Consider the following 26273-nt stretch of genomic DNA (forward strand, 5'->3'; position numbering starts at 1 on the left):
GGCGGTGATCCACCCAGGGACATTCTGGACCACCGCCCCGGAACCGCTCAACCGGGCGGCGGTGCGGTGGCCGTCACGGCTCGGGCCCGGGTCGCGAGTCACTACGGTGGATGCGATGCCCTCGACCCTGGACTGGCTGCGCGCCCGCGACGACCACGAGCTGGTCGCGCTGCTGCGTGCGCGCCCGGACCTGACCGTGCCTGCCCCCAGCGACCTGGTGGTCCTGGCCGGCCGGCTCAACAACGGCCCGTCGGTGTGGCGGGCGATGGAGAGCCTGAACCACTTCCACATCCAGGTGTTGCAGGCCCTGGCGGTGCTGGACGCCGAGAAGCGGGCGGTCCCGCGGACCGTCCTGAGTCAATTCCTCGGGCCGGACGCTCCCGACGAGGCCGTGGACACCGCATTGGCCGAACTGGAGTCGCTGGCCCTGGTCCGCGGCCGGGACCAGGTCGTCATGCCGTCCGCGGTGCTCGCCGTGCTGGGCACCTACCCGGCCGGGCTGGCCGCGCCCGGGTCGTTGTCGGTCGAGCAGGCCGCGGCCGCGGTGGCCGAACTCGACGACGCGGCCCGCTCCATCGTGCAGCGGCTGGCCACCGGGCTGCCGCGGGGCACCACCGATGCGCGCTCCGCGGTGGGCCGGGCGGTCAAGGGTCTGGTCGCGGCCGGCCTGCTGCGCTGGATCGACGCGGACACCGTCGAGCTGCCCCGGGAGGTCGCCCTGGCCGTCCGCGGCGACCAGCCGATCGGGCCGGTCCAGGTGCAGCCGCCGGCCGACGGCGTGGTGGCCCACGGCCGGTCGACCGTGGACGGCACCGCCGCCCTGCAAGCGGTGGCCGCGGTCGACCGGATCCGCGGCCGGCTCGATGCCATCGGGCGCACTCCCCCACCCGCGCTGCGCTCGGGCGGGTTGGGCATCCGCGAGCTGCGGCGGCTGGCCAAACTGACCGGCGACGACGAGCACACCTGCGCGCTGGACGTCGAACTGCTGGCCGCGATGGGCCTGATCATCTCCGACCACCCGCGGAACCGGGCGGTCGAGCTGTGGATGCCGACCTCCGACGCCGACGACTTCCTGGAGCTCAGCGACGAGGCGGCCTGGGCCGAACTGGCCGCGACCTGGGTCGACCTGCGGCGCAACCCGGCCCGAGCCGGCGGCCGCGACTCGATGGACAAGGTGCTCAACGCGTTGTCGCCCGAGCTGTCCTGGATCCGCGGGCCGGTGGACCGGCGGTTCGTGCTGACGATGCTGGCCGAGCTGGCGCCCGGGTCCGGGCTGAGCCCGCAAGGTCTGGCCGACCGGTTCGCCTGGCGCTCGCCGCTGCGGCCGGCCGAGCACCGGGCCGGCGTGCTGGACGCCACCGTCACCGAGGCGACCGCGCTGGGCGTCATCGCCTTCGGGGCGCTGAGCACCGCCGGCCGGGTCCTGCTCGAGCAGACCCCGAAGGACGCCGCGACGGCGCTCGCCGAGGCGTTGCCCGAGCCGGTCGACACCGTGCTGGTGCAGGCCGACCTGACCGTGGTCGCCCCCGGCCGGCTGGTGCCCGAGCTGGCTGCCCGGCTGGCCCAGGTGGCCGACCTGGAATCGGCCGGTTCGGCCACCGTCTACCGGGTCACGCCCCAGTCGGTCCGGCGGGCGTTGGACGCCGGCGTCACCACCGCCGAGGTGCACGAGATGTTCCACAGCCACTCGATGACCGGGGTGCCGCAGGCGCTGGACTACCTGATCGACGACGTCGGCCGGCGGTACGGGACGCTGCGGCTGGGCGGAGCCAGCACCTACCTGCGCAGCGACGACCCGGCCCTGATCGACCAGGCGATCGCCTCCGCGGCGGCGCTGGGCATCGACGTCCGCCGGCTGGCGCCGACGGTGGCGGTGTCGATGGCCGAGCTGCCGGAGCTGATGACGCACCTGCGCTCGGCCGGGCTGGTGCCGGCGGCCGAGGACGGCTCGGGGGCCCTGCTCGACCTGACCGCCCAGCCGCACCGGGTCAAGCAGCAGCGGGTGGCGCTCAAGCACTGGCGCGAGCCACCGAGCGCATCGGCCGAGCAGCTGCTGGCCCTGGTCGATCGGATGCGCAGCGCCGACCGGGAGATCCCGGTGACCGCCGGCGCCGGCGGCGACACCTCCTCGATCCTGGCCGAGCTGCGCAACGCGGCCGCCCACCGGCGCACGGTCTGGATCACCTACGCCGACATGCAGGGGGCCAGCATTCGCTGGCTGGTCGACCCGATCACCGTGTCCCCGGGCAAACTCGTCGGGATCGACCGGCTGCGCGGTGACGTCCGCAACTTCGCCCTGCACCGGATCGTCTCGGTCGCCACCGCCGACGCCACCGACGCCGACGCCGACGCCGACGGTCTGCCGGACCAGCCGGATCCCGACCCGGCGTAGATCCTCGAACCGGTTGACCGCCGGTTCGCGCCCGCGCGTTAGGCGCCCGCGCCGGTTGGGTCGGCACCCGCGCCGGTTCGCTGACCGGAAAATAGGTACGCATGAGGCTGGTGGTGCTGCTGGTGCACATTTTCACGCCTCTGTGGCGTCACCGGAAGGGACAGGGTGACTGATCAAACCCGCGCCCGGGCGGGGGATTCGCCCGGTTCAGCACGGGAAAGATCAGCGAAGCAGCTTGCCGGTTGCCGGTTCGCTGACCGGAAAATAGGTACGCATGAGGCTGGTGGTGCTGCTGGTGCACATTTTCACGCCTCTGTGGCGTCACCGGAAGGGACAGGGTGACTGATCAAACCCGCGCCCAGGCGGGGGATTCGCCCGATCCAGCACGGGAAAGATCCGGAATGTCAAGTGGTGGTTGCAACTGTCAACTCCTGCAGCACTTCTGCTGGGGTTCGGTACCCCAGGACCTTGCGGGGGCGGCTGTTGAGCAGGTCCGCGACGTGATCGAGTTCTTCCTGACTGATCGTGCGGAAGTCGGCGACGCCGCGGGGGAAGTAGTAGCGGATGAGCCGGTTGGTGTTCTCGTTCGTTCCGCGTTGCCAGGGGCTGTACGGGTCGGCGAAGTACACCTTGATGCCCGTGGCGATGGTGAAGTCCACGTGCCGGGCCATCTCCTTGCCCCGATCCCAGGTGAGGCTGCGGTGCAGATCGGCGGGCAACGCGGTGATCTTCGAGGTCAACGATGCGTTGACCGCAGCTGCGGTGCGTCGTCCGCCGGGCAGGCCGCAGATCAGGGTGAACCGGGAGGCCCGTTCGACGACCGTAGCGATCGCCGAGGATTTGCCGACCCCGATCACCAGGTCACCCTCCCAGTGCCCAGGGACCCTGCGGTCATCGGCTTCGGCGGGGCGCTGTGTAATCGGGACGGCATCGGAGATTTTGCCTCGCAACGACTCCGGACGGTCGCGGGTACTTCGCCTGCTCCGTTCGATACGAGCCTCGGTCTGCAGCGCCAGCCGCAGACTGCCGCGGCCGCCGACGTACCACGCGTGATAGATCGTCTCGTGGGACACACGTAAGCCTGGCTCATCGGGATGCTCACGGGCCAACCGGCCCGCGATCTGCTGCGGTGACCACCCCCGCCGCAGATCCGACACCACCCTTTCCCGTAGCGCGGTGCCCGGCGCGAGCTTGCGCGGCTTGGGTCGAGGAGCCCGCGCGCAAGACTGCGAATGAGCCGCATGCGGCCGATACCCGTACGGCGAGGGAAGGCTGTTGCGCTTGATCTCGCGACAGATCGTTGACCGATGCCGACCAAGCTGGCGACCGATCGCCGCCGCCGTCGCGCCGGCCAACAACAGATCGGCCAGCACGATCCGCTCCTCCACCGTCAACCGAGCACCCGGCACAAGATCACTCTCCCCAGCTGTCACACCGACGTTGCAACAGATACTGGAACCCACCATCAGCGAAGCAGCACACCGGACGCTGGTCCGCTGATGAAACCCGCGCCAGACCCGCAGAATCGCCCGGTTCAGCGCGGCAAAGATCAGCGAAGCAGGGTCAGCCGCCGGGGTGACCCAGCACTTGGATTTCCGAGATCGCGGTGAAGTCACGTTCTCCTGGCGCCGAGGTCGCCGTAATCACCACGGTGAGGGAATCGGTGACCACGTCGACCGACTGCATCTGCATGTCCGGGGAGTCGGCCAAGTCCTGGTGGACAGACGTGCCGTTCGCACCGACCCAGTCCACCCCCACCACACGGCGGTTCTGGGCGAACCGGTCAACACCACTGGCCGCATCGACCTTGGCGTACCCCGGCACGATGCCGACCGCGGTCACCCGCACCGGACCGGAGAACGTGAGCAGGATTCGCTGCCCGGTGGCATCGCCGGTGGCCCGCCACGCTGTCTCGAGCACCCCGTCGGCGACGTTGGCCGCCGGGTAACTCACGGTGTTCCCGGCGTCGTCGGTGCCGTCCGGGGCCACCGCACTGGCCTGGGCCGCGACGATCGGAATCAGGACCGCCGGCCCGGCGTCGGCGCTGGCAGAGGGGGCGCCCCCCGTTGACGATGTGATCGGTGAGGCCGCCACCATCGGTCCGCGCTGGCTGGTGGACCCGATTCCGACCAACGCGAAGCCCAGGGCCGTGGTGAGCACGAGCCACGGCGCGAACGCGCGCGCGGCCGCCGGCCAATTGACCACCTGATGGATGTGCAGGAAGGTCGGCCGGGAGTGGAATCCGATGCCGTCCCGTCGCAGGCAGGACAGCTCGTAGACGCACAAGCCGGCAAAGACGAGCCCGCCGCCCAGGCTGAGCAGGGCCAGGCGGGTGTCCATGGAGGTGGTCGCCGTGGACGTCCCGGCGACCCCCTCCACCACCGTCACGGCGGCGACCGCCAGACCGACGAAAGCCGGCAGGAACGGATGGACATCGGCGGCCCGGAACGAATATCGGACACCGAGAATGACCGCCCAGACCGCGGCGGGCCACAACGGCAACGACGCGAAGATCATCAGCAGCAGCACCCAGTTCTGCCGGCCGGGCGCATCCCCGATCAGCGAGCCGAACGCGATCAGGGCGAAGGGGGTGATCAACACGGCCAGCACCGTCAGCCAGGGCCGCGCGGCGGCGACGGCCACGGCGGAACGGTGGCCTGGCCCCGACTTCACGATCAGCAGCACAACGGCCACCGCGAAGCACGGAACGGCGATGACGAATTTGTAGAACGGCGCCAAGACGGCCGAATTCAGCAGGGACGACACGTCGACCTGATCCTGGCCCGCGAGCAGCACCGCGACCAGGGCCAGGTAGCCGAGCCAGGCGCGCCAGGATTGCAGGGTCTCAACCCGAGGATCGCGGTCGGCCTGCGGCGTCAACCAGACGGAGACGCAGGCACACGGAACCACAAATGCCGGCACGACGAAGCGCGCGAACAAGGCAACGATCAGATTCACGGGTCCCCCACCGCAGCCGCTCCCCCGAAACAGTGCGCCGAACCATGCCCGCCCAGGCCGTCGCGGGCAACCGCCAAGCGTGTGGGCAACCGGGTGATCACGGCCGTGCCACGCGCCGCCGCGGGCAAGTCCGCTGATCAAATCCGCGCCAGACCTGCAGAGACGCCCGATTCAGCGCGGCAAAGATCAGCGAAGCAGCACACCGGACGCAGGTCCGCTGATGAAACCCGCGCCAGACCGGCAGAAACGCCCGGTTCAGCGCGGGAAAGATCAGCGAAGCGGCGGGTGGGGTGGGCCCGGGCGACGCCGAACCAGCGCCTCGACCGTCGTCTCCAGCACGGTGACGTCGCGCTCGTCGACGAGCCGGCCCCGGGTGACCACCAGGCCCCGGTCGGGCTTGGTCAGCTCGACCCGCTCGATGATCAGCGACGCGGTGAGCAGACCGGAGCGGACCGGCGCCGGGAACTCGGCGACGACGCGGCGGCCCGCGATCACCGCCCAGTGCCGGTAGGCGCCCAGCACCGAGAGCCGCTGGAAGATCGCCACCGAATGCACCCCGCTGGCGATGACGTCCCCGAAGAAGCCGGCCTGTGCGGCCACTTGGTCGATGTGGAAGACCTGCGGATCCCACTGCTGCGCGAACTCGATGATCTCCTCGACGCCGACCCGGTAGGTGCCCAGGTCGAGCACCGACCCGACGGCCAGGTCCTCCGCGTACCGGGTGTCGACCACACGCTCTCCCTCGCTCCGGCCGGGCCGGCTACGGCAGCCCCAGGCAGATCACTTCCCGGTCGTCGCGGTGCACCAGGGTGTGCAGCGTGCCCGACGGGCAGTCCCGGGAGCTCACGGTATCGCTGAGCACGGCGATCACCCGGAACAGCCCGTTCGGGGTGGTCCCGGTGGCCGACGTCCGGCAGGGGGCCTTGCCGACGTCCTCGGTGGTTCCGGCGTACAGGCAGTCGCCCACGCGGGCCAGGTAGTTCAGGCAGAGCACCGCCTGCTCCCGGGTGACCAGGACGACGTCGGCGGCCGCCGCGTAGCACCGGCTTTCGTCGGTCGTCTGCTCGAACCGGGCGGCGACGACGAACTCGGCGTCGGGGGCCGAGCAGTCCAGGCCGATCGCCGACGTGCCGCCGGCCGAGGTCAGGCAATCACCGGGTTGCAGGGCCGAGGACGACGACTCGGGGGTGCCCGAGGACCACAGGGACGCCGCCACCACGACCAGCGCGACCACACCCAGGCACACGACCATCAGAATCGCCCGGCGCCGGGGCTTGCCGTCGTCGAACGAACCCAGCACGGCCTGCGGGACGGTCGGTGGGCCGGACGAAGCCGGATCGAGCCACGGGTCGGCGGCCGGGACCGAGGCCGGGACCGAGGCCGGATCCGGGGCCTGGTCCGCGGGCCCGCGGCCGATCGGGCGCACCTGCTCGACCGGAACTCCGCCGGGGCCGACGCGCAGGGCGCTCCACCCCGTGCCCGGATCCTGCGGCTGGCCCTGCATGCGGTCCAGCGTCCCACGACTGCGCGGCCGGCACCGGGGCGCCGGATAGCCTGCGGGCATGGGACAACCAACATTGCGACGGCTGGGCCGGTCGGGCCTGGCCGTCTCGGCCACCGGCCTGGGCTGCAACAACGTGGGTCGCCCGAAGACCGCCACCGCGGACCTGGACGGCACCCGGGCGCTGATCGACGCCGCCCTGGACGCCGGGATCACCCTGTTCGACGTCGCCGACATCTACGGCACCCCACCCGGTCGCAGCGAGGAACTGCTGGGGGCCGCGCTGGGCAAGCGGCGGGCGGACGTGGTGGTGGCGACCAAGTTCGGCATGGACATGCACGGGCAGGACGGCCCGGACTTCGACGCCCGCGGCTCCCGCTGGTACGTGCGCCGGGCCGTGGAGAACTCGCTGCGCCGGCTGCAGACCGACTGGATCGACCTGTACCAGCTGCACCAGCCCGACCCGGCCACCCCGATCGGGGAAACCCTGGCCGCGCTGGACGAACTGGTCGCCGAGGGCAAGGTCCGCTACGTGGGGCACTCGAACTTCGCCGGCTGGCAGCTGGCCGACGCCGCCTGGACGGCTCGGGTCGAGCACCGCGTCCCGTTCATCTCGGCGCAGAACGAGTACTCGCTGCTCAACCGGGGTCTGGAGGCCGAGCTGTTGCCGGCCGCCCGGGAGTTCGGGCTGGGGGTGCTGCCGTTCTACCCGCTGGCCAACGGGCTGCTCTCGGGCAAGTACACCCAGGGCCAGGCACCCGAGGGCAGCCGGCTGCAGGCAATCAAACCGCAGCTGCTGCAGACCGCCCCGTGGGAGCGGCTGACCGCGCTGCAGACCTTCGCCGACGAGCGCGGCGTCACCATGCTGCAGGTCGCGTTCGGCTGGCTGCTGGCCCAGGCACCGGTGAGCGCGGTGATCGCCGGGGCGACCACCCCGGAGCAGATCCGGGCGAACGCCGAGGCCGGGTCGGCCTGGACCCCGACCGACGACGACCTGGCCGAGCTGGATCGGATCTGCCCGGCCTGACCGCCGCGCGCCCGGCCGCCGGTCAGCCGGTGGCCGGGCCCAGATCCAGGATGGTCAGCACCGGCTCGCCCTCCTCGTCGGAGGCGGCCAGATCGATCTCCACCGACAGACCCCAGTCATGGTCACCCGCCGGATCGTCGAAGATCTGCCGGACATGCCACTTCTCGGGCATCCGGTCGACCAGTACCAGGCCGGCGGCCCGGGCCGCGGCCCCGATGCCCAGGGCGTCGTACTCGGCCCAGTAGCCGTGCATCGCCGACTCCCAGGAGTCGGCCCGCCAGCCCTGGCTGCCGTGCAGCTCGCCCAGCGTGGCGTAGTCGTCGCGGGCCAGCAGCTCGACCCGGCGGAACAGGGCGTTGCGCACCATGACGGTGAAACCCCGTTCGTTGGCGGAGATTCCGCGGGCGGCCAGCGGTGGCCGGACCTCGGCGCGATGACCGGGCAGGATCAGCTCGTCGACGTCCGGATGGGCCAGCGCCTCCCATTCGTCGAGCAGGCTGGAGTCCACCCCGCGGACGAGTTCGCCCAGCCACGAAGTGATGTCGGTCAGCTCCTCGGTCCGGGCCGCGGTCGGCACGGTGCGGCGCAGCGCCCGGTAGGCGTCGGCGAAGTAGCGCAGCACGACACCTTCGGAGCGGGTCAGGCCGTAGAAGGCGACGTACTCGGAGAACGTCATCGCCCGTTCGTACATGTCGCGGATGACCGACTTGGGTTCCGGCTGGTACTCGGCGACCCACGGCGCCCCCTTGCGGTAGGCCTCGTAGGCGACCTCGATCAGGTCGGCCAACGGCTTGGGATAGTCAACCTCCTCCAGCAGCGCCATCCGGTCGTCGTACTCGATGCCCTCGGCCTTCATCGCCGCCACCGCCTCGCCGCGGGCCTTGAACCGCTGCGCGGACAGCACCGGGCGCGGCCCCTCCAGCGTTGCCTCGATCAGCGAGATCGCATCCAGCGCATAGGTATCGGCCTGCTGGTCGAGGATGTCCAACGCGGCCAGGGCCAGCGGCGAGAGCGGCTGGTCGAGCGCGAAGTCCAGCTGCAGGTCCATGGTCAGCCGGTACCGGCGGCCGGTTGCGTCCGGCTCGGGCAGCCGCTCGACGATCCCGGCCCCGATCAGTGCCTTGCCGATGGCGATGGCCCGCAACGCATGTCGCAGCTGCCGGGCCCGCGGCTCGTGACTGCCCTCGATCAACCGGCGCATCGAGGCGAACGCGTCGCCGGGTCGGGAGACGACGCCCAGCACCATCGCGTGCGAGACCCGGAAATGGGAGGTCAACGGTTCCGGGTCGGCCGCCACCAGCTTGTCGAAGGCGGTCTCGGACCAGCCGACGAACCCCTCCGGCGGCTTGCGCCGCAACACCTTTCGCTTCTTGGCCGGGTCGTTGCCGGCCTTGGCGACGGCCCGCTCGTTCTCGATGACGTGTTCGGGGGCCAGCACCACCACGTCACCGGCCACGTCGAAGCCGGCGCGCCCGGCGCGCCCGGCGATCTGGTGGAACTCGCGGGCCGAGAGCAGCCGGGTGCGCCGGCCGTCGTACTTGCTCAGTGCGGTCATCAGCACCGTGCGGATCGGCACGTTGATGCCCACGCCCAGGGTGTCGGTGCCGCAGATGACCTTGAGCAGGCCGGACTGAGCCAGCTTCTCCACCAGCCGCCGGTACTTGGGCAGCATGCCCGCGTGATGGACCCCGATGCCGTGCCGGACCAGCCGGGACAGGGTCCGGCCGAAGCCCGGGGAGAACCTGAATTCGCCGATGACCTCGGCGATCTCGTCCCGTTCGGCCCGGGTGGCCACGGCGATGCTGGACAGCGCCTGGGCCCGCTCCAACGCCGCGGCCTGGGTGAAGTGCACGATGTAGACCGGCGCCCGCTGGGTCTCCAGCAGGTCCTGCAGGGTCTCGGTGAGCGGGACCAGCGTGTAGGAGAAGTGCAACGGGACCGGGCGGGGCACATCGGTGATCACCGCGGTCGACCGGCCGGTGCGCCGGGTGAGATCGTCGGCGAAGAACTTCACCTCGCCCAGGGTGGCCGACATCAGCACGAACTGGGCCCGGGGCAGCTCCAGCAGCGGGACCTGCCAGGCCCAGCCGCGCTGCGGGTCGCCGTAGTAGTGGAACTCGTCCATCACCACGACCCCGGCGTCGGCGTCCGCACCGCCGCGCAGGGCGACCCCGGCCAGGATCTCGGCGGTGCAGCAGATGATCGGGGCGGCGGCGTTGACGGCCGAGTCGCCGGTGATCATCCCGACCGCGGACGCGCCGAAGATCTCGACCAGGTCGAAGAACTTCTCCGAGACCAGCGCCTTGATCGGCGCGGTGTAATACGAGCGCCGGCCGGTGGCCAGCCCGGTGAACAGCGCGGCGGTGGCGACCAGGCTCTTGCCCGAGCCGGTGGGGGTGCCCAGGATGACATTGGCGTCGGCGACGATCTCCAGCAGCGACTCCTCCTGGTGCGGGTACAACGGCAGCCCCCGCTCGCCGGCCCAGGTCGCGAAGATGTCGAACAGCTCGCCCGGGTCGGGCTGGGTTCCGGTGGGCTGCCAGCCCAGCGGGGTGTCCCAAGAGCTCTCGCCGTCACGCGTCGGGATCAGGTCGGCGAGGGTGGTCATGCGGTCCAGCTTGTCACGAGGCGGCCGCCGGCCGGCCCTCTACCATCGGGGCCACCCGCCCGCCGTTGGAGGCTCGATGGACCCCGCGCCCGTTCGCTCCGCCACCCCCACGGATCGCAACCGCGCTTTGGTGGTGGCCTGGCGGACCCTGATCGCCGGCTTGGCCTGGTGGGGGCTGCTGGCCGCGCTGGGCGGGGAGCTCGGTCAGCTCAAGTACTTCTCGCAGGTCACCACCCTGACCGTGGCGCTGGCCGCGACGGCCGGGGTGATCGGCGGCCTGCTCGCGATCGATAGCCCCGGCTGGCCGCACACCCTGGCCTGGTGCCGGGGCGCGTCCACCACCTACGCGATCGTCACCGCGGTGATCTACCAGACGCTGCTGTCGGGCAACCTGTCGGCGACGTCCAGCCTGCTTGAACACGCCGTGGTGCCGGCCCTGGCCGTCATCGATTGGGTGGTCTTCGGGCCCGGGCCGGCCGGGCGACGGCAGGCCTGGTGGACGGCGCTGACCTGGCTGATCCTGCCGATCTGCTACCTGGGCGTGTACACGCAGGTCCGCGACCGCACCGGCCGGCCGCTCTACCCGTTCCTGGACCCGACCGCCGGCGGCCGGTTCTGGCTGTGGGTCGGCATCATGCTGGCCGTGTTCACCCTGGTCGGGTTCGCCGTGTGGGCGGTGGGCCGGCTACGGTCGCCGGCCCGGTCCACGGCTCCGCGGTGACCCGGGTTCAGTCGCCGGAGACGCCCCAGACCGCGTAGGCAACGGGTACCCCCGCCCGGAACAGTGGCGTGTAGTACCCCGACCCACGCACCGCCGGCACCGCGTCGGGCCCACAGTTGGCCGGGTCCACCGAGCGGAAGAGCTCCTCATCGGGCCGATCGGTGCCGAACATGAGCCGAACCTCGTCCTCGTTCAGACTGATCAGCGTCCCGAAAATGTCGTTGCCGGCCGGCCGGACTCCCGGCGGCGCGACCTGCCAGATGTCCAGGATCGTATGCGTCCCCTCGCAGGCCAGGTCCTCGTCCTGCTCGAAGAGCGCCGACAACTGCTCCATCGTGCTCGGTCGCGGCACCTCCTCGTCGCCCCAGTAGTAGTCGCCGGACGCCAGCACCTCGCGGTGCAACCGGCCCAGCCACACCGTCGGATCCTCCGAGTACGGCGTGACGTAGGACCACCCTGATGCGCCCATCGACGGCCTCCGTTCAGCGGGTGCCGACCATCATGCCGACAGCAGCCGGGGCCGGGTCAGCCGGGCCGCCGCTTCCTGCAACGCGCTCAGGATGGTGGTGCGCTCGTCGTCGGAACCGGTCGGATGCACGATCGACACCCCGAGCCCGAAGGACGGGTTGCCCGAGCCGGACCCCGGGACGAGGACGGCGATGCCGAGCACCGTCGCGTGCACCTCCCCCTCGTCCAGCGCGTACCCGCGCTGCCGGGTGGCGGCCAGCTTGGCCTGCAGCTGGGCGATGGTGCCGGTCGAGCGGTCGGTGAAGCCGACGAACTCGCGCGGGTCCCAGTAGAGCGCGGCCACCCGCTCGGGGGTCAGCTCGGCGAGCAGGATGGTGCCCACGGCCGTCGCCGACGCCGGGTACCGGTCGCCCACGCTCGCCGACAGCGGGAACCGTTCGCGCCCTTCGTGCACGGCCAGGTACAGCACCCGGGCGCCGTCGAGCATGGCGATCTGCACCAGCTGCCGGCGCAGGATCGGGGACTCCTCGCACACCCGGTAGAACTCGCGGATCTGGTCGAACCCGGACAGGTAGGCGCTGCCCAGCTCGACGGTGCGCCGGCCGAGCAGGTACCCGGCCGCGGTGCGGCGGACCAGGCCGCCCTCCTCCAGGGCCGCGCACATGTTGGACACCGAGGACTTGGCCAGGCCCAGACCGCGGGCGATCTCGGACAGCGTCAGGGTCTGGCCCCGCTGCTCGGCCAGCAGGTCCAGGATGCGAATGGCCCGGGTGACCGCCGGGGCCCCACCGGCGCGTTCGGACTCCGGCCCGTCGGGCTTGTCGCTCATGACCGGCCCGATCAGTAGAACTCGACGGTGTTGACCCGGTTGATCAGCTCGCGACCATCCAGGAATCGGGACGCGTTCCGCGCGAAAAGCCTGGCGATGAGCCGATCCTCGGCCGAGTTCAGGGCCGCCGTATGCGGGCTGATCAGCACCTTGGGGTCGGTCCACAACGGGCTGTCGGCGGGCAGCGGTTCGACCGCGAACACGTCGAGCGCGGCGAAACCGATCCGTCCGTCGGCCAGTGCCTGCACCATCGCCGGTTCGTCGATGACGGTGCCCCGGCCGATGCTGACCACGGTGACCCCCGGCTTGACCTTGGCGAACACGTCCCGGCCCAGCAGCCCCTCGGTGGCCGCGGTGCCGGGCAGGCTGACCACGATGCCGTCGACCCCACCCACCACGTCGAGCAGGTCATCCGGATGGATGACGGTGTCCACGCCGGCGACCGGGTCGGGGTGCCGGCTGGTGCCGATCACGGTCGCGCCCAGCGCGCTGAGCTTGGCCGCGGTGGCCCGGCCGATGCTGCCCAGACCGACCAGCAGGATCTTCTGCTGGGACAGCAGGCCCATCTCCCAGCGGCCGGACCACCGCTTGTCCTGCTGCTGCTGGCGCAACCGGGGCAGCGTCTTGGCGCCGGCCAGCAGGCCGAACACGGCGTACTCGGCGAGCGGTTCGGCGTGCACCCCGGCCGAGGTGCTGAACGCGATCCGTTCCAGCGCCTCTCCCGGCAGCCCGGCCGCCTTGACCTGGGCGCCGCCGCCGGCCGGCATGGTGTGTACCCAGCGCAGGCCGGGGTTAGCCGCGACCGTGCGGGCCAGGGCCGGCGGCTTCTCGTCGGGCACGCCGTAGAGCACCTGGGCGGAGTCCACCAGGGCGTCGAACGCGGCCTGCTGCGGCGAGGTGCGGGTGAACGCGGGGTCGCCGCTGTGGTCACCGGGAAAGCGCTGCGGCGCGAGCAGGCTCTGATCACGGATGAAGTCGATGCGGGGTTCGGCCGCCACGATCTCGGCGATCAGCTCTTCGCTGATCGGGGTAGAGGCGACCACGCGGAGCCGAGCCGGCCCGGCGGCCGCGTTCGCTCCGGCGAACGCCGTTCGGGGGGATTCGGTCGATGACGTCATTGGCGTAGCCCTCTCGGTTCTCGATGTCCCGGCAATCGTAGTACTTGTTCAGTTGCTTGAACAGGGTCTTGCCGGTTGAGCGATCACTCCCCTCATTGACAACAGAGCGTGATCCTCGGGCCACCCGTTCAGAGTATTGAACCATCAACCCTGCGATTCGTACTATGAATCTGCTCAGCGGGGATCACCTCGCATACTTTTCCTTCGCATGACGGTGCCGTCCCGACCGGCCGTCCAGGCCCCGGAGCAACGATCGCGAAGCCTCGCCACAGGAGCCGAAGCATGTCCGAGCAACCCTCGTCAGCAGTCCGCGGCAGTGACGATCCCGAGTACGCCGCGAACCTCAAACGCGCCACCCTGGCGGCCTCCGTGGGCTCGGCCCTGGAGTACTACGACTTCGCCCTCTACTCGCTGGCCTCGGCCCTGATCTTCGGGAAGATCTTCTTCCCGGGCCTGGGCGACGCCGCCGGCACCGTGGCCAGCCTGGCCACCCTGGCCATCGGCTTCCTGGCCCGACCGATCGGCGGGCTGTTCTTCGGCACGCTGGGCGACAAGCTGGGGCGCAAGTGGGTCCTGATGATCACCATCGCGCTGATGGGCGGCTCCAGCTTCCTCATCGGCGTGCTGCCGACCGCCGACCAGATCGGCGTCTGGGCGCCGCTGCTGCTGGTCTTCCTGCGCATCTGCCAGGGCTTCGGAGCCGGTGCCGAGCAAGCCGGGGCGACCGTGCTGATGGCCGAGTACTCCCCGGTCCGGCGGCGCGGCTTCTTCTCGGCCCTGCCGTTCGTCGGCATCATGCTCGGCACCCTGCTGGCCTCCGTGGTTTTCGTCGGCCTGGGCCAGGTGCCCCAGGAGGCGCTGCTGAGCTGGGTCTGGCGGATCCCGTTCCTGGCCTCGATCCTGCTGATCGGCGTGGCCGTGCTCATCCGGCTCCGGCTGCAGGAGAGCCCCACCTTCGTCAAGCTCGAGAAGCAGGAACAGGTCGCGCACAACCCGCTGGGCGAGGTGTTCCGGCGCTCGACCCCGAGCGTGCTGCGCGGCATCGGCCTGCGCATGGCCGAGAACGGCGGCTCGTACATCTATCAGACCCTGGCCATCACCTACGTCAGCAAGCTCGGCGTGCAGACCTCGGTCGGGCCGCTGGCCGTGGCCGTCGGCGCGATCCTCGGCCTGGTCACCATCCCGGTGTCCGGAGCCCTGTCGGACAAGTACGGCCGGATGCGGATCTACCGGATCGGCGCCCTGGTGCAGCTGGCCCTGGCCCTGGTCGCCTGGCCGTTGCTGTCCACCGGCAACGCGGTGGTGACCGTCGTCGTCATCGCCATCTCCTACGGCGTGGGCGTCAACATCATGCTGGGCGCCCAGTGCGCCGCCCTGCCCGAACTGTTCGGATCACGGCACCGCTACATCGGCGTGGCGGTGGCCCGCGAGTTCAGCGCGATCATCGCCGGCGGCATCGCGCCGTTCGTCGGGGCCCTGCTGCTCGGCTGGTTCGCCAACTCGTGGATCCCGCTGGCCGTGTACGTGATCGTGCTGACCATGATCACCCTGGTCACCACCTTCTTCACCCCGGAGACCCGGGGCCGGGACCTGACCCTGCTCGGAGACGCGCTCGCCGACAGCAGCCAGGAGATCGCCGCCCGTCCCGCGCCGCAGACCTCCTCCTTCCGCGACCACCACGACACCGAGCGCCCGGTCGCGGTCTGATCCCCGGCCGGCTCGGAAGATCGCAGTACTCGGGAAGAAGCAGAGGAAGCCATGCGCATCGCCCGCATCGCCACGGCCGACGGTCCCCGCTCGGTGCTGGCCGACGGCCCGGACTGGATCGAGATCGCCGACCCGTTCGCCGGCACCCTCAGGCCGACGGGACCCCGGCACCCGGCCGCCACCGCCACGCTGCTGGCCCCGGCCCGGCCACTGGTGGTGCTGGGCATGGCCCACAACGGCGCGCCGGGCGACCGCGACCGGCCGCGTCAGGCCTTCCTCAAGTCGCCCCGGACGGTGGTCGGTCCGGGCGACAGCATCGTGGTGGACGATGATCTCGGCCAGATCAACGTCGAGTGCGAACTTGCCGTGGTCATCCGCCGGCCGTGCCGGCACCTGACCGCCGATCAGGTGCCGGACGCGATCCTGGGCTTCACCGTCGGCAACGACGTCACCGCCGTCGACCAGATCGCCCTGGACGAGAAGCTGACCCAGGCCAAGAACGGCGACGGGTTCACCCCGCTCGGACCGTGGATCGAGACGGACCTGGACAGCAGCGATGTGGCGATGTCCGTCCGGATCAACGGCCGGACCGTCGCCTCGGCCAGCACCCGTCAGCTGGCCTGGGACATCACCGAACAGTTGGTCTACCTCACCCGCTACCTGCCCCTGGGGCCCGGCGACGTGGTGCTGACCGGCGCCCCCGGGACGTTCCACCCGGTCAAGCCGGGGGACCTGGTCGAGGTGGCGCTGGGCGGCATCGGGTCGCTGGCCAATCCGGTCGTCAGCCGACCGCGCACCGGTTGAGGGCACCACCGCGGGGTACCTCCATACTGAGCTGTCCCATCAGCCGTCGTGCCTGGCCGACCGAGATCTCCATTCCTTTCTTGTACGAGCTTGTATAGAGTTGTCTCCACTTGTATAGCAGTTCCGCCCATTGCACCCACCATCGATCCCGAGGTGTCTTCAACTGTGCCCACCACCGAACTCGATTCCGCTGCTGCTGCTGATATCCCTGCGTTGACGACGGCGCATGTGCCCGATGACTGGTCGGAGTTGGACCGGCGGGCGGTGGACACCGCGCGGGTGTTGGCCGCGGACGCGGTGCAGAAGGTCGGCAACGGGCATCCCGGCACGGCGATGTCGTTGGCGCCGACCGCGTATTCGTTGTTCCAGCGGGTCATGCGGCACGATCCCGCGGACCCGCACTGGGTGGGCCGGGACCGGTTCGTGCTGTCCTGCGGTCATTCCTCGTTGACCCTGTACGTGCAGCTGTACCTGGGCGGGTTCGGCCTGGAACTGGCCGACCTGGAAGCGTTGCGGACCTGGGGATCGCTGACCCCGGGGCACCCGGAGTACCACCACACCAAGGGCGTGGAGATCACCACCGGCCCGCTGGGCCAGGGCCTGGCGTCCGCGGTCGGGATGGCCATGGCGGCCCGCCGGGAACGGGGCCTGTTCGATCCGGACGCCCCGGCCGGGCAGTCCCCGTTCGACCATTTCATCTACGTGCTGGCCTCCGACGGTGACATCGAGGAGGGCGTCACGTCCGAGGCGTCCTCGATCGCCGGCCGGCAGCAGCTGGGCAACCTGGTCGTGATCTACGACCACAACGACATCAGCATCGAGGACGACGTCAACATCGCGCTGAGCGAGGACGTCGCCGCCCGCTACGAGGCGTACGGCTGGCATGTGCAGCAGGTCCAGGGCGGGGAGAACGTCACCGGCATCCTCGAGGCGATCGAGAACGCCAAGGCGGTGACCGACCGGCCCTCGTTCATCGAGCTGCGCACGATCATCGCCTACCCGGCGCCGACCCTGATGAACACCGGCAAGGCCCACGGCTCCGCGCTGGGCGCACCCGAGGTCGCCGCGGTCAAAAAGATCCTCGGGTTCGACCCCGACCGCAGCTTCCAGGTCGAACCCGAGGTGATCGCGCACACCCGGGGGCTGCTCGATCGGGGCGCCGCCGCCCGAGCGGACTGGCAGACCGGGTTCGACGCCTGGACGGCCGCCAACCCGCAGCGCAAGGCGTTGTTCGACCGGTTGACCGCCCGCGACCTGCCCGACGGATGGACCAAGGTGCTGCCGTCGTGGGACGTCGACCCCAAGGGCATCGCGACCCGCGCCGCGTCCGGCAAGGTCCTGAGCGCGTTGGGCCCGGTGCTACCCGAACTGTGGGGCGGCTCGGCCGACCTGGCCGAATCCAACAACACCACCATCGAGGGCGCCGACAGCTTCGGCCCGGTCGATGCCGCGACCAAACACTGGAACGCCCAGCCCTACGGGCGGACCCTGCACTTCGGGATCCGGGAACACGCCATGGGCGCGATCCTGTCCGGGATCGTGATGCACGGCCCGACCCGCCCCTACGGCGGCACCTTCCTGCAATTCAGTGATTACATGCGCGGCGCGGTCCGCCTGGCCGCGCTCATGGGCGCCCCCGCGATCTACGTCTGGACCCACGACTCGATCGGCCTGGGCGAGGACGGCCCCACCCACCAGCCGGTGGAACACCTGGCCGCGCTGCGCGCGATCCCCGGCCTGAGCGTGGTCCGCCCGGCCGACGCCAACGAAACCGCCTACGCCTGGCAGGCCGTGCTGGACCGCCAACACGACTGGTTCACCGGCCCGGTCGGGCTGTGCCTGACCCGCCAGGCCGTGCCCGTCCTGGCCGGGACCACCGCCGACGGCGTCGCCAAGGGCGCCTACATCCTGGCCGACTGGGACCCCACCGCCGAACGCAAGGTCATCCTGATGGGCTCGGGCAGCGAGGTCCAACTCGCCGTCGCCGCCCGCGACGCCCTGGCCGCCGACGGCATCAGCGCCCGCGTGGTGTCCGTGCCCTGCCTGGACTGGTTCGAACAACAAGACGCCGCCTACATCGAGTCCGTGCTGCCCACCGCGGTCACCGCCCGGGTCAGCGTGGAAGCCGCCATCGCCCAACCCTGGTGGCGCTGGCTCGGCGCCCACGGCACACCCGTCTCCCTCGAGCACTACGGCGCCTCCGCCGACGCCACCACCCTGTTCACCAAATTCGGCATCACCAGCCAAGCCGTCGCCGACGCCGCCCGCGCCAGCCTGGAGGCGGCCCGGACCAATCAGGGACCCAGCAGCACCCCGAACTCCGCGGCGCTGGATCATGCCGGGGCGGACGACCCGGCTCCCACCAGCAAGTAGCCCGGGCCGAGTGAAGGATCGGCGTCGCGACGCGGCGGCGATCCTTCACTGGCCGGCTCCCGGTCAGCCGCGGGCCAGCACCGACGGCAGCGGCTGCGGACGCGGGGTGGGGTCGGCGTCCCCGTCGTCGTGAATTTCCCTGATCGCCGTGGCGGTTTCGGCGACGATGGCCAGCATGGCCGCCTCCGCTCCCGCCGGGTCGCCGCCCTGGATGCACGAAGCGACCACGCCGTGCAGGCGCACCGCCTCGGGCTCGGCGACATGCGGCATCAACGCGTGCCGGGTCCGCCCGGCCAGCACCTCGGCGACCACGTCGGCCAGGCCGGCCAGCATCGGATTGCCCGCGGCCAGCAGCAGGGTCCGGTGGAAATCGATGTCGTGGCCCAGGTATTCGGCGTGGTCGGCCGCCTTGGCCGTCGCCGACATGCCGATCACCGCGGCGGTGAGCGCCCCGCACTGGGCCGGGGTGGCCCGGGAGGCGGCCAGCCGGGCCGCCAGCGGCTCGATCGCCGACCGCAACTCGGACAGGTACTGCAGGTGGTCGAGCCGGTCCCGGCTGGCCAATCGCCAGCGAATGATGTTGGGATCGAACGGATTCCACTGATCGGGCGGGAGCACGGTGATGCCGACCCGGCGGCGCACGGTGATCAGGCCCATCGATTCGAGCACCCGCACGGCCTCGCGGACCACGGTCCGGGACACCCCCAACTGCTCGGCCGCGTCCTCGGCGACGATCCGGCTGCCCGGCGGCAACGCCCCGGACACGATGTCCCAGCCCCAACGCTGGACGACGGAGTCATGCAACTGCCTCGGTTCGGCGTTCCCATCCAGCATGTGATCAGTATGCCCGGAGGCGTTCATCCGGAGCATCACTACCCCTCCGGACGGTTATTCGTATGTTTTATAGGCTCGATCTCTTGTAAACATGTGCGTTGTCTGTCAGGATTGCTGCATTGAGATGAGGACGCCCTGCGGCCTCCGCACCACCCGGACATGACCTCTCTGCCCGTCCCGACCCTGGAGGCTCGATGATCGCGCCACTGCTCATGGCTGCCCCCGACCCGGTGGTCCCCACCGGATCGGATGCTCAGCTGATCCTGGCCGCGCTCGGCGGCATCGCCCTGATCGTGCTGCTGATCACCTACTTCAAGCTGCACGCGTTCCTCTCGCTGATGATCGGTGCGATCGCGGTGGGCATCGCCGCGGGCATGGGTACCACCGAGGCGGTCACCGCGTTCGCCAAGGGCTTCGGCGACACCATGGGCGGAGTCGGCATTCTCATCGGTCTGGGGGCGATGTACGGCAAGCTGCTGGCCGACTCCGGCGGCGCCGATCGCATCGTCGACACCCTGGTCAACCGGGCCAGCCCCCGCTCCCTGCCGTGGATGATGGCCCTGGTCGGTGCGCTGATCGGGCTGCCCATGTTCTTCGAGGTCGGCCTGGTCCTGCTGATGCCGGTGATCATCCTGGTCGCCCGCCGCTCCGGACAGTCCCTGATGCGGATCGCCATCCCCACCCTGGCCGGCCTGTCGGCGATGCACGGCCTGGTGCCGCCGCACCCCGGTCCCCTGGTCGCCATCAGCGCGCTGGGCGCCAACCTGGGCCTGACGCTGGCCTTGGGCGTCCTGGTCGCCATCCCGACGGTCATCATCGCCGGCCCGGTCTTCAGCACCTTCGCCGCCAAGTGGGCGCCGGTCCCCGTCCCCGACCTGTTCGTCACCGCCGAGGACGAGGGCCAGGACGTGACCAGGCGGCCCCGGCCCAGCTTCGTCGCCGCCCTGATCAGCATCCTGATCCCGGTCGCCCTGATGCTGGCCAGCGCGCTGTGGGACGTCGTCGCCCCCGGTTCGGACTCCGTCGCCCGATCCGTCGTGCACTTCCTGGGTCTGCCGGCCATGGCCCTGCTGATCGCCGTCATTGCCGGCATCTTCATCCTGGGTCGCGGCGGACAGATGAACCGTGAGGCCATCGCCAGCACTTTGGAGACCTCACTGCCCCCGATCGCCGGCATCATCTTCATCGTCGGCGCGGGCGGCGGTTTCAAGCAGGTGCTGATCAGCACCGGCATCGGCCAGGTCATCGCCGACGCGGTGCAGGGGTCGGGCCTGTCCGTGCTCTTCCTGGCCTGGGTTGTGGCCGTGCTGATCCGGGTGGCCACCGGCTCGGCCACCGTCGCCACCGTCACCGCGGCCGGCATCCTGGCCCCGGTCGCCGCCGACCTGACCAGCCCGCACGTGGCCCTGATGGTCCTGGCCATCGGTGCCGGCTCGCTGTTCCTCTCGCACGTCAACGACGCCGGCTTCTGGCTGGTCAAGGGCTACCTGGGCACCAGCATCGGGCAGACGCTCAAGACGTGGACGGTAATGGAATGCTTGATCTCGGTCTGCGGCCTGATCGGCGTCCTGCTGCTGTCGCTGGTGGTGTAGGCGCCATGTCCGTACAAGCAGCGTCCCCCACGATTGGAAAGCAGGGTGGCCCGGTGGTGGTCGAGAAAGAGCAGACGCAGCAACCCGTCCTGGTGATCATGGGCGTGTCCGGTTCCGGAAAGTCCACCGTGGCCGGCATCCTGGCCGGCCAGCTCGGCTGGGATCTGGAGGAGGGCGACGACCTGCACCCGGCGGCCAACGTGGCCAAGATGAGCCAGGGCATCCCGCTCACCGACGACGATCGCTGGCCCTGGTTGGACCGGGTGTCCTCGTGGATCACCGAGCACACCACGGCCGGGATCCCCGGCATCATCACCTGTTCCGCGCTCAAGCGGATCTATCGGGACCGGATGCGCGGCGAGAACGTGGTTTTCGTGCACCTGACCGGGGACAAGGACACCATCGGCCGCCGGATCTCGGCCCGGCAGGACCATTTCATGCCCCCGGCCCTGCTCGACACCCAGATCGCCACCCTGGAACCGCCCGGCCCCGACGAGAACGTGCTCGAGGTCGACCTGGGCCGCAAGCCGGCCGAGGAGGCCGCCGAGATCATCGCGCGGCTCGGCCTGACGCCCGAGTCCGGTTCCAGCGCCCTCGGTTCCGCTCACCCCGGCACCTCGTCGGCCGCGCCGCTGGGCGATCTGTTCAAGCCCTGACCCCACCAAGACTGGAGACTCGATGAGACAGACTGCCCCCGCGAAGGCCGATATCGGTGTGACGGGGTTGGCGGTGATGGGGTCGAACCTGGCCCGGAACTTCGCCCGGAACGGGTTCGTGACGGCGGTGCACAACCGGTCGTATGCCAAGACGGCGGCGTTGATCGAGGAGCACGGCGGGGACGGGGTGTTCGTGCCGTCGGAGTCGGCCGCCGATTTCGTGGCGTCGTTGGCCAAGCCCCGCAAGATCTTGATCATGGTCAAGGCCGGTGAGCCGACCGACGCGGTCATCGAGGAGCTGGCCGCTCTGGTCGAGCCGGACGACATCATCATCGACGGTGGTAACGCCAAGTTCGCCGATACCCGCCGCCGGCAGGCCGCGCTGGCCGAACGCGGCATCCATTTCGTGGGCTGCGGGGTCTCCGGTGGGGAGGAGGGCGCCCTGAACGGGCCCTCGATCATGCCGGGCGGGTCGGCGAAGTCGTACGAGTCGTTGGGTCCGATCCTGGAGAAGATCTCGGCTCAGGTCGACGGGGCGCCGTGTTGCACGCATATCGGCACCGACGGCGCCGGGCATTTCGTGAAGATGGTGCACAACGGTATCGAGTACGCCGACATGCAGTTGATCGCCGAGGCCTACGACCTGCTGCGGCGGGGCGCGGGGCTGTCCCCGGCCGAGATCGGGCAGATCTTCGGCGAGTGGAACAAAGGTGATCTGGATTCGTTCCTGATCGAGATCACCGCGCAGGTCCTGGCCCAGGTCGACGCCGACACGGGCAAGCCGTTCGTGGACGTGGTGGTGGACGCGGCCGGGATGAAGGGCACCGGCACCTGGACCGTGCAGACCGCGCTGGACCTGGGCATCCCCGTCAGCGGGATCGCCGAGGCGGTCTTCGCCCGCGGCCTATCCTCGGCGGCGGCGCAGCGGGCGGCCGCGGCCGGGGTGCTGCCCGGCCCGGACGGCACCTGGCCGATCGCGGATGTGGACGCGTTCGTGGAGGACGTGCGGATCGCCCTGTACGCCTCGAAGATCGTGGCCTACGCGCAGGGGTTGGACGAGATCTTCGCCGGCGCGGCGGAGTACGACTGGGACATCAACGTCGGGGCGGTGGCCCGGATCTGGCGGGGCGGCTGCATCATCCGGGCCAAGTTCCTCAACCGGATCACCGAGGCCTACGACAACACGGCCGTGGACGCCACTCCGGCGTCGCTGCTGCTGGCCCCGTATTTCACCGACGCGATCGCGCACGCCCAGGACTCCTGGCGGCGGGTCGTGGCCGGCGCGGCCACCGCGGGTTTGCCCACCCCCGGGTTCGCCGCCGCCCTGTCCTACTACGACGGCCTGCGCTCCCAGCGGCTGCCGGCCGCGTTGATCCAGGGCCAACGCGACTTCTTCGGCGCCCACACCTACCACCGGGTGGACAAGCCCGGCACCTTCCACACCTTGTGGTCCGGCGACCGCACCGAAACCCAGACCGCCTGAACCCCCAGCCCCCGGCCCCTGGCGGGCTGATCAACGCGGCGCAGAAACGGACAAAGCACCCCCCGAATCGCCGAGATGATCAGCCCGCCGGCGGGGGCCGCCGGATCGGGTGGGCCCGGGCCAGGCTCAGCCCGGGGCCGCCCGACGGGGCGATCAGGCCACCGCCACCCTGGACGGGTCGGTGACGGGTTCGGTGCCGTGGTCGGTGACGAGCCAACGCCCGACGTCGAGCAGTCCGATCACCATGCCGGCGGCCACGACCGAGAACCCGACGGCCTCGGCCATGGGGAAACCGCCGTACTCGTCGACCGGCCCCAGGCCGACGCCGCTGAGCAGCACGAAAACCATGAACCCGGCGAACCATCCGATGGGCGCCGCCCACGTCAAGCGGCCGAACCGCTCCACGGCCCGGGTGACCGCCAGGGTCGTCAGCAGGAATGCCGGGCCGAGGAACAGGCCCAGCACCGGCCACATCCAGGTCACGCCGGCCATTCCGATCAGGCCAAGGAGGGCGAGCCCGATGGCGACACCGGAAGTCGGTCGGGGCCATCCGACGCGCGCGAGCATGCCGAGCATCACGATCAGGGCCAGCAGTGTCGCGCTCGCGGCGACCACCGAGTAAGCCACGAATCGGTCCTGGGACCAGGGCGCGAACAGGCCGCTCTCCCACCACTTCAGGACCGCGGCGGCGATCCAGAGCGGCGCGGCGAGGAAGGCGACGGCACCGGCGGTACGCGTGAAGGCCGTGGGCATGACAACCCCTCCGGATGGTGATGTCGAGAAGACCCGATGAATGATGGCCGGATCACCGAAGCGAACCAGCGTGCGGCGCTGGGCCTCTCGCTCGTCGACCCCGGCGGCGGTCAGGTTTGCGGCGGTCTCGCGCAGATGGTCTTCGACCTCGTCGATGACGTCGTCGACGTCGCCGCGCCACCGGATCTGCCGCCGGAGATCGGCGAGATACCCGTCGATCAGGTCGGATTCGGCCATGGCTGGACCCCCTTCAGCACGGCGGCGATCGCGTCGGAAAACTCCTGCCACTGGCTGCGCTCGTGCACCAGGGCCGCGCGCCCGGCGTCGGTGAGGCGGTAGGTGCGTCGACGCCGACCCGACAGTTCGGTCCATTCGCTCTGCGTCAGTCCGGCCTTCGCCAGCCGGTGCAGGACCGGGTAGACGGTGCCCTCGGGCAGATCGAACGCCTCACCGCTGCGCTCGCGCAGGGCCTCGATGACGGCATAACCGTGCAGCGGGCCGGGCGCGAGAACGGCCAGGACGAGCAGATCGAGGTGGCCCTTGAGTGCCTGCCCTTTCATACCTAGCAACCCTAGGCCTAGTCTTACTGGGCGTCAAGCGAATTGTCCGTTGTGGATGGCCTCGCCGGCCGGAGTGGTCGCGCCCGCCTGCTCAGCAGTCGGCGCAACAGAGCCGATCGTCCGGCCCGCTGCGCGGCGACGGGTGGGCCGGCGCGGGCGGCCGCTCCGCCTCGCGACCGACCGCATCCGCGGCCGCCGCGTCGCCGGAACTCGCACCGCCATCGGCGGCCGGGTCGCCGCCGGCCGCCGGCCGGGGCTGCCGCAGCGCGAACCAGGACACCACCGCGATGATCACCGCGATCACCGTGGCCACCGCGCTGACCACCTGCAGGCCGGTGACGAACGCGGTGGCCGCCGCGTCGACCACCGCGACACCCTGCGCCGGCGGCAGGGATGCGGCCGCGACCACGGCGCCACCCAGGGTGTCGCTGGCCGCGTCCGCCGCGGCGGACGGCAGTCCGGCCGGCAGCGTCGTGGCCAGCTGCCCGCGGTAGATCGCGACGCCGACGCTGCCCAGGATCGCGATGCCCAGGGCCCCGCCCAACTCGGCCGCGGTCTCCGAGATGCCGGAGGCCGCCCCGGCCTTCTCCGGCGGGGCGGTGCCCACGATGAGCTCGGTGGTCAGCCCGAACACCGGGCCCAGGCCGACCGAGATGATCACCGAGGAGGTCACGATGATCCACAGCCCGTCGGTGACCCCGACCTGGGTCAGCAGGCCCAGACCGACCGCGGACAGCCCCAGCCCGGTCGCGATGATCGTCGCGGGCTGCACCCGGCGAACGATGCGCGGGCCCAGCTGGGAGCCGACGATGAACCCGGCCGCCGAGGGCAGCGACCACAGGCCGGACTGCAACGGGGACAGGCCGACGATCAGCTGCAGATACTGGGCCAGGAACAGGAAGTAGCCCACCGAGATGAACACGGCCAGGAAGTTCACGCTCAGCGCCGTGCGGAACGAGCCGATGCGGAACAGGCTGACGTCGATCATCGGGTCGGTCAGCCGCCGCTGCCGGCGGATCCAGATCAGGCCGATCACCAGCCCGCCGACGATCAGCCCGACCGGCAGCGGGGTCACGCCGTCCTGGGCGATCTCCTTGAGCCCGAAGATCATCGCCAGGACGGCCGCCACCGACATGAGGACGCTGAGCAGGTCGAGCCGGCCGGCCCCCGGATCCTTGTATTCCGGCAGCACGATGGGCCCCAGAATCAACAGCGCCACCATCACCGGCAAGGCCAGCAGGAACACCGCGCCCCACCAGAAGTGCTCCAGGACCAGACCACCGAGCACCGGGCCGACCGCGCTGCCGGCCGAGAACGCACCGATCCAGATGCCGATCGCGACCGACCGCTGCCGCGGGTCGGCGAACATGTGGAAGATCAGCGACAGCGTCGACGGGGCCAGGGTCGCCCCGGCCAGGCCGAGCAGGGCGCGGGAGACGATCAGCATCTCCGGAGTGGTGGAGAACGCGGCCAGGATCGAGGTCAGGCCGAAGGCGGCGGCGCCGATCAGCAGGAGCTTGCGCCGGCCGATCCGGTCACCCAGGGTGCCCATCGTGACCAGCGCCCCGGCCACCAGGAACCCGTACACGTCGATGATCCACAGCAGCTGCGCGCTGGACGGCGCCAGCTGCTCGCTGATCTGCGGGATCGCCAGGTGCAGCACGGTCAGGTCCATCACGTACATCAGGCAGGCCAGGGCCAGCACCGACAGGCCGACCCAGTCCGCGGTGGTGGCGCGGCGGGGGGGCGTCCCCGGTGTCGTCATGTCGGCGCTCGTCATCACAGCGTCCCTTCGGCCTGGTTGTCGCAGGTGTTGACGGATCAAGCCCGCTGAACTCATCGGTTCGCCGATGCATCGCGGTAGTCCTGTCCGGGAACCCAATCACGGA

21 protein-coding genes are annotated in these 26273 nt (G+C 70.7%); 9 read left to right on the forward strand and 12 right to left on the reverse strand.

Going from position 1 to position 26273, the window contains the following annotated elements:
• Positions 1-115 precede the first annotated feature (115 nt).
• Entirely contained in the window at positions 116-2392 is a 2277-nt protein-coding gene (locus NAMU_RS23640; protein ID WP_015749860.1) for a helicase-associated domain-containing protein, read from the forward strand.
• Positions 2393-2796: 404 nt separating this feature from the next.
• On the opposite strand, the gene NAMU_RS23645 is transcribed toward NAMU_RS23640, so the two are convergent.
• The 4 genes from NAMU_RS23645 to NAMU_RS23660 all read right to left on the reverse strand — a co-directional run bounded on the left by NAMU_RS23645 (position 2797) and on the right by NAMU_RS23660 (position 6854).
• Positions 2797-3858, reverse strand: coding sequence for an IS30 family transposase (locus tag NAMU_RS23645; RefSeq protein WP_083785683.1), 1062 nt, complete (start codon positions 3856-3858; stop codon positions 2797-2799).
• A gap of 97 nt (positions 3859-3955) precedes the next feature.
• Positions 3956-5350, reverse strand: a complete 1395-nt coding sequence (locus NAMU_RS27820; RefSeq protein WP_015749861.1) for an NADase-type glycan-binding domain-containing protein — start codon at positions 5348-5350, stop codon at positions 3956-3958.
• A gap of 270 nt (positions 5351-5620) precedes the next feature.
• Positions 5621-6082: a MaoC/PaaZ C-terminal domain-containing protein gene (locus NAMU_RS23655; protein WP_015749862.1), complete on the reverse strand. Its 462-nt coding sequence runs from the start codon at positions 6080-6082 to the stop codon at positions 5621-5623.
• Positions 6083-6110: 28 nt separating this feature from the next.
• The gene (locus tag NAMU_RS23660; RefSeq protein WP_015749863.1) at positions 6111-6854 is read right to left on the reverse strand and encodes an LppU/SCO3897 family protein; all 744 of its coding nucleotides are present in this window, start codon (positions 6852-6854) and stop codon (positions 6111-6113) included.
• Positions 6855-6912: 58 nt separating this feature from the next.
• On the opposite strand from NAMU_RS23660, the gene NAMU_RS23665 reads away from it, so the two are divergent.
• Positions 6913-7878: an aldo/keto reductase gene (locus NAMU_RS23665; protein ID WP_015749864.1), complete on the forward strand. Its 966-nt coding sequence runs from the start codon at positions 6913-6915 to the stop codon at positions 7876-7878.
• A 22-nt stretch (positions 7879-7900) separates the two neighbouring features.
• On the opposite strand, the gene NAMU_RS23670 is transcribed toward NAMU_RS23665, so the two are convergent.
• A complete protein-coding gene (locus tag NAMU_RS23670; RefSeq protein WP_015749865.1) occupies positions 7901-10486 on the reverse strand; it encodes a DEAD/DEAH box helicase in 2586 nt (861 codons plus the stop codon).
• 76 nt (positions 10487-10562) lie between these two features.
• Between NAMU_RS23670 and NAMU_RS23675 the strand changes: the two genes are divergently transcribed.
• Positions 10563-11207, forward strand: a complete 645-nt coding sequence (locus NAMU_RS23675; protein ID WP_015749866.1) for a Pr6Pr family membrane protein — start codon at positions 10563-10565, stop codon at positions 11205-11207.
• 7 nt (positions 11208-11214) lie between these two features.
• Here the strand turns inward: NAMU_RS23675 and NAMU_RS27825 are convergent, their stop codons facing one another.
• The 3 genes from NAMU_RS27825 to NAMU_RS23690 are packed head-to-tail and all read right to left on the reverse strand — an operon-like array spanning position 11215 to position 13622.
• On the reverse strand, positions 11215-11676 hold the full coding sequence (locus NAMU_RS27825; RefSeq protein ID WP_015749867.1) for a hypothetical protein: 462 nt from the start codon (positions 11674-11676) through the stop codon (positions 11215-11217).
• A 30-nt stretch (positions 11677-11706) separates the two neighbouring features.
• Complete coding sequence (locus NAMU_RS23685) at positions 11707-12504, reverse strand: IclR family transcriptional regulator (protein ID WP_015749868.1); 798 nt, start codon at positions 12502-12504, stop codon at positions 11707-11709.
• 11 nt (positions 12505-12515) lie between these two features.
• Complete coding sequence (locus NAMU_RS23690; protein ID WP_015749869.1) at positions 12516-13622, reverse strand: D-2-hydroxyacid dehydrogenase; 1107 nt, start codon at positions 13620-13622, stop codon at positions 12516-12518.
• Between the two features lie 282 nt (positions 13623-13904).
• Between NAMU_RS23690 and NAMU_RS23695 the strand changes: the two genes are divergently transcribed.
• The 3 genes from NAMU_RS23695 to tkt all read left to right on the forward strand — a co-directional run bounded on the left by NAMU_RS23695 (position 13905) and on the right by tkt (position 18506).
• Positions 13905-15329 (forward strand): MFS transporter, encoded by a 1425-nt coding sequence (locus NAMU_RS23695; protein ID WP_015749870.1) that lies wholly within the window; start codon positions 13905-13907, stop codon positions 15327-15329.
• A gap of 51 nt (positions 15330-15380) precedes the next feature.
• A complete protein-coding gene (locus NAMU_RS23700; protein ID WP_015749871.1) occupies positions 15381-16133 on the forward strand; it encodes a fumarylacetoacetate hydrolase family protein in 753 nt (250 codons plus the stop codon).
• 165 nt (positions 16134-16298) lie between these two features.
• Positions 16299-18506 (forward strand): transketolase, encoded by a 2208-nt coding sequence (tkt, locus tag NAMU_RS23705; protein ID WP_407669170.1) that lies wholly within the window; start codon positions 16299-16301, stop codon positions 18504-18506.
• A 63-nt stretch (positions 18507-18569) separates the two neighbouring features.
• Here tkt and NAMU_RS23710 read toward each other — a convergent pair whose 3' ends face one another.
• Positions 18570-19340: a FadR/GntR family transcriptional regulator gene (locus tag NAMU_RS23710; protein ID WP_052308066.1), complete on the reverse strand. Its 771-nt coding sequence runs from the start codon at positions 19338-19340 to the stop codon at positions 18570-18572.
• Between the two features lie 194 nt (positions 19341-19534).
• Between NAMU_RS23710 and NAMU_RS23715 the strand changes: the two genes are divergently transcribed.
• From NAMU_RS23715 to gndA, 3 genes are all read left to right on the forward strand, one after another.
• A complete protein-coding gene (locus NAMU_RS23715) occupies positions 19535-20932 on the forward strand; it encodes a GntP family permease (RefSeq protein WP_015749874.1) in 1398 nt (465 codons plus the stop codon).
• Positions 20933-21030: 98 nt separating this feature from the next.
• Complete coding sequence (locus tag NAMU_RS23720) at positions 21031-21588, forward strand: gluconokinase (protein ID WP_217181012.1); 558 nt, start codon at positions 21031-21033, stop codon at positions 21586-21588.
• A 22-nt stretch (positions 21589-21610) separates the two neighbouring features.
• The gene (gndA, locus tag NAMU_RS23725; protein WP_015749876.1) at positions 21611-23071 is read left to right on the forward strand and encodes an NADP-dependent phosphogluconate dehydrogenase; all 1461 of its coding nucleotides are present in this window, start codon (positions 21611-21613) and stop codon (positions 23069-23071) included.
• Positions 23072-23224: 153 nt separating this feature from the next.
• Here gndA and NAMU_RS23730 read toward each other — a convergent pair whose 3' ends face one another.
• The 3 genes from NAMU_RS23730 to NAMU_RS23740 form a co-directional block, all read right to left on the reverse strand.
• Positions 23225-24061, reverse strand: a complete 837-nt coding sequence (locus NAMU_RS23730) for a permease prefix domain 1-containing protein (RefSeq protein ID WP_015749877.1) — start codon at positions 24059-24061, stop codon at positions 23225-23227.
• Positions 24043-24384, reverse strand: coding sequence for a PadR family transcriptional regulator (locus NAMU_RS23735; RefSeq protein WP_015749878.1), 342 nt, complete (start codon positions 24382-24384; stop codon positions 24043-24045). The genes NAMU_RS23730 and NAMU_RS23735 overlap by 19 nt, the downstream gene beginning before the upstream one ends.
• A gap of 91 nt (positions 24385-24475) precedes the next feature.
• On the reverse strand, positions 24476-26164 hold the full coding sequence (locus tag NAMU_RS23740; protein WP_015749879.1) for an MFS transporter: 1689 nt from the start codon (positions 26162-26164) through the stop codon (positions 24476-24478).
• Positions 26165-26273: the final 109 nt, after the last annotated feature.

Source organism: Nakamurella multipartita DSM 44233 (assembly GCF_000024365.1).
GTDB lineage: Bacteria > Actinomycetota > Actinomycetes > Mycobacteriales > Nakamurellaceae > Nakamurella > Nakamurella multipartita.